This is a genomic window from Hominisplanchenecus sp. (assembly GCF_046967715.1).
In the GTDB taxonomy this organism is placed as follows: domain Bacteria; phylum Bacillota; class Clostridia; order Lachnospirales; family Lachnospiraceae; genus Hominisplanchenecus; species Hominisplanchenecus faecis.
Genome location: NZ_JBKVNQ010000045.1, coordinates 2572 through 6707 on the forward strand (window position 1 = coordinate 2572; position 4136 = coordinate 6707).

Sequence of the window (4136 nt, forward strand, 5' to 3'; positions counted from 1 at the left end):
CCTCGTAGTTGTAACCTTCCCAGGTCATGAATCCGATCAGAGGGTTCTTACCAAGAGCGATTTCGCCGTTGGATGTGGAAGGACCGTCTGCGATAACCTGTCCGGCAGCAACTCTGTCGCCCTTGAAAACGATCGGACGCTGATTGTAGCAGTTACTCTGGTTGCTTCGTGAAAACTTGGTCAGACGATACTCATCTCTTGTACCATCATCGTTGCGAACCACGATACGTTTGGATTCAGAAGACTCGATCGTACCATTTTTCTTTGCAACCACACATACACCGGAGTCAACCGCTGTCTTTTCTTCCATACCGGTTCCTACTACAGGAGCTTCGGTTGTCAGAAGCGGTACAGCCTGACGCTGCATGTTAGATCCCATCAGAGCTCGGTTTGCGTCGTCGTTCTGCAGGAACGGAATCAGTGCAGTAGCAACGGAAAATACCATCTTAGGAGACACGTCCATGTAATCAAACATGTGTCTTTCGTATGCCTGTGTCTCTTCACGGTAACGACCGGAAACGTTCTTGCTGATGAAGTGTCCTTCTTCGTCCAGAGCCTCATTCGCCTGTGCTACATGGTAATTATCCTCTTCGTCCGCAGTCATATATACTACTTCATCTGTGACACGCGGATTCTTAGGATCTGTTTTATCGATTTTACGATATGGTGCTTCGATGAAACCATATTCGTTGATCTTTGCATAAGATGCCAGTGAGTTGATCAGACCGATGTTCGGTCCTTCAGGCGTCTCGATAGGACACATTCTTCCGTAGTGGGAATAGTGTACATCTCGAACCTCGAATCCGGCTCTGTCTCGTGACAGACCGCCAGGACCCAGGGCGGATAAACGTCTCTTGTGTGTCAGCTCACCCAGTGGGTTGTTCTGATCCATGAACTGGGACAGCTGGGAAGATCCGAAGAATTCTTTCACGGCTGCTGTCACCGGTTTGATGTTGATCAGAGACTGTGGAGAAATGCCTTCCAGATCCTGTGTTGTCATTCTTTCACGAACGACTCTCTCCAGTCTGGAAAGACCGATACGGTACTGGTTCTGCAGCAGTTCTCCGACTGCACGGATACGACGGTTGCCCAAGTGGTCGATATCGTCGTCATGGCCGATGCCGTACTCCAGATGCATGTTATAGTTAATAGAAGCAAAAATATCTTCTTTTGTGATATGCTTCGGAATCAGCTCATGGATATTTTTGTGGATCGCATCCTTAATATCTTCTTCGCTGGCGTTTTCTTCCAGTATTTTTTGCAGTACCGGATAATATACTAATTCTGTAACACCTGCAGATTCCGGATCAAAGTCAACCCATTCGCCAAGGTCTACCATCATATTGGAGAGAACCTTTACGTTACGCTGCTCTGTCTGGATCCATACAAACGGAACGCCTGCATTCTGGATCTTGTTTGCAAGTGCTTTATCTACTTCTGTACCAGCCTCAGCCAGGATCTCACCGGTAGACTCGTCTACAACATCCTCAGCCAGAACCTGTCCGCAGATGCGGTTGCGAAGCAGCAGTTTTTTGTTGAATTTATAACGTCCGACTTTTGCAAGGTCATATCTTCTCGGATCGAAGAACATGCTTGTGATCAGGCTCTCTGCACTGTCAACTGCCAGCGGTTCGCCCGGACGGATCTTTTTGTACAGCTCGAGCAGACCTTCCTGATAGCTCTCGGAAGTATCTTTTGTCAGGCTGGCAAGGATTTTCGGTTCTTCACCGAACAGATCGATGATCTCCGCATTGGTTCCGTAGCCAAGTGCACGGATCAGAACGGTGATCGGCACCTTTCTGGTTCTGTCTACACGAACATAGAAAATGTCATTGGAGTCTGTCTCGTATTCCAGCCATGCACCACGGTTCGGAATAACGGTAGAAGAATACAGTTTTTTACCCAGTTTATCATGTGCGATTGCATAATAGATGCCAGGAGAACGTACCAGCTGGCTGACGATTACTCGCTCTGCACCGTTGATCACGAAGGTACCGGTTGCTGTCATCAATGGCAGATCTCCCATAAAGATCTCATGCTCATTGATTTCATCGTTCTCTTTATTATGAAGTCTTACTTTTACTTTCAAAGGTGCAGCATATGTTGCGTCACGTTCTTTACATTCTTCGATTGAATATTTTACGTCATCTTCGCACAGCGTGAAATCCACAAATTCCAGGCTCAGCTTGCCGCTGTAGTCTGTAATTGGCGAGATATCATCAAAAACCTCTTTGAGTCCAGATTCCAGGAACCATTTATAAGAGTCCACCTGTATTTCGATCAGGTTAGGCATCTCAAGAACCTCTTTCTGTCTGGAATAACTCATACGGAAGCTTTTGCCGCTTTTAATTGGACGTATTCTGTTTTTCTCCATTGACATTTCACCCCTGTTCTTTCTATCTAAAAAATTCAAGTCACTTTTGGCACTTTTGGGCATAGTTATACCAAAAAGCATACACTTTCACAATAGTGCACTTTCCATACTACCACGTCTGTTTGTCAATGTCAAGTATCTTTTTTATTGACGCAAAAACCGGCCAGGATTACTCCTGACCGGTGCAAGTTCTGTTTTACAAAAAAGCAGTTACAATTATTTAAGAGTAACTTTTGCTCCTTCTGCTTCCAGTTTTGTTTTGATGTCTTCAGCTTCTGCTTTAGATGCAGCTTCTTTCAGAACCTTAGGAGCTCCGTCAACTACTGCTTTCGCTTCTTTCAGTCCCAGACCAGTTACTTCACGAACAACTTTGATAACTTTAACTTTGTTAGCACCAACTTCTGTCAGTTCTACGTCAAACTCATCTTTTTCTTCAGCTGCTGCTTCACCAGCACCTGCTGCTGCAACTACAACACCTGCTGCTGCAGATACACCAAATTCTTCCTCACATGCTTTTACTAAATCATTTAACTCTAATACAGATAACTCTTTGATAGCTTCGATAAATTCAGCTGTTGTCAATTTTGCCATTTTATTTTCCTCCATTATTTTTATTTTTTCAGGCGGCATTTTCTATGCGGCCTCTGTGATGATTCTTATTCTTATGCTTCTTCCTGTTTCTCTGCAATCTGGCTGATAACGCGTGCAAAGTTTGCGATCGGAGACTGGATGCTTCCAAGCAGTTTGCCCAGCAGTTCTTCTCTTGAAGGAATGCTTGACAGTGCTGTGATACCTGCCTCATCGTAGTAAGCGTCTTCTACAACACCTGCAACGAGTTTCAGTGCTTTCACATCTTTTGCATATTTAGCCAGGATTCTTGCAGGAGCAGTTGCATCATCTTTGCTGATAGCGATTGCGTTCGGTCCTTCCAGATGTTTGCAAAGTTCTTCACAAGGTGTGCCTTTGAATGCAAACTTCATCATTGTGTTTTTGTACACTTTGTAAGAAACACCGGCTTCTCTCAGCTCTTTACGCATTGCAGTATCCTGCTCTACGGTGATTCCGCTGTAAGTAACCAGTACGATGGAAGCCGCATCTTTGATCGCCTCACTGATCTCTGCCACGATCGGCTGTTTCTGTTCTACTTTTGCCATTAACTTTTACCTCCTTATAGATTCTGCCCGGTGTGCCATAAAAGCCCACCACTGAATATTCTGGGAGGAATTCATAACAATGAAAAACCTCTCTGTCAAACTAACAGAGAGGTTCTGTAATCATTCTTTTAAGAATTCTTCACTCCTCGGCAGGCGTTTTAACCTTATGCCTAACGGCACCTGCTGTCTCTGGCAGTTTTCTGTAAAACTATAGCACATCTGCCACTGTTATGTCAAGGAGTTTTTACATTTTTCTGATTAAGAATTTTTGTATTTTTTTCTGACCACTTTTGACCAGTTGCTCTGCATTTTCTTACCGCCCGCTTTTTTATAAGTCCGGATCTTGTAATAGTAAGTTTTTCCTTTGCGTGCCTTCTTGTCAAGATAACTCTGGGTCTTTCCCTTTTTCACAACATGGATCTTTTTATATCCGCTCTTTTTCTTTGTGGATCGATAAATATAATATCCATTTGCACCGGATACTTTTTTCCAGGTGATCCGGATCCCTTTTTTCGTTGCTTTTGCTTTTACATTTCTGACAGCTTTCGGTCTGGTCACAGTCGGTTTTGCCGGTGCTGCCGGCGTTTGAGTTTCCGTCTGTTTTTTAT

The 4136-nt window shown here is 44.3% G+C and carries 3 protein-coding genes, 1 pseudogene and 1 other annotated feature; all 4 genes and pseudogenes read right to left on the minus strand.

Annotation, left to right across the window (positions count from 1 at the left end; genetic code table 11):
- On the minus strand, nucleotides 1–2374 hold a 2374-nt coding region (locus tag ACLTL4_RS07790), incomplete at its 3' end, for a DNA-directed RNA polymerase subunit beta (RefSeq protein ID WP_412320392.1).
- Nucleotides 2375–2590: 216 nt separating this feature from the next.
- On the minus strand, nucleotides 2591–2965 hold the full coding sequence (gene rplL, locus ACLTL4_RS07795; RefSeq protein WP_022118515.1) for a 50S ribosomal protein L7/L12: 375 nt from the start codon (nucleotides 2963–2965) through the stop codon (nucleotides 2591–2593).
- Between the two features lie 71 nt (nucleotides 2966–3036).
- Nucleotides 3037–3528, minus strand: coding sequence for a 50S ribosomal protein L10 (gene rplJ / locus ACLTL4_RS07800; RefSeq protein WP_022118514.1), 492 nt, complete (start codon nucleotides 3526–3528; stop codon nucleotides 3037–3039).
- 72 nt (nucleotides 3529–3600) lie between these two features.
- Nucleotides 3601–3739: a sequence feature (ribosomal protein L10 leader region), on the minus strand.
- Between the two features lie 47 nt (nucleotides 3740–3786).
- Nucleotides 3787–4136 (minus strand): annotated as a pseudogene (locus tag ACLTL4_RS07805) (iron transporter); the annotation flags it as partial.

Coding starts and splice junctions, on each gene's coding strand:
- rplJ (WP_022118514.1), bottom strand. CDS start 3,528: ATGGCAAAAGTAGAACAGAAACAGCCGATCGTGGCAGAGATCAGTGAG.
- rplL (WP_022118515.1), bottom strand. CDS start 2,965: ATGGCAAAATTGACAACAGCTGAATTTATCGAAGCTATCAAAGAGTTA.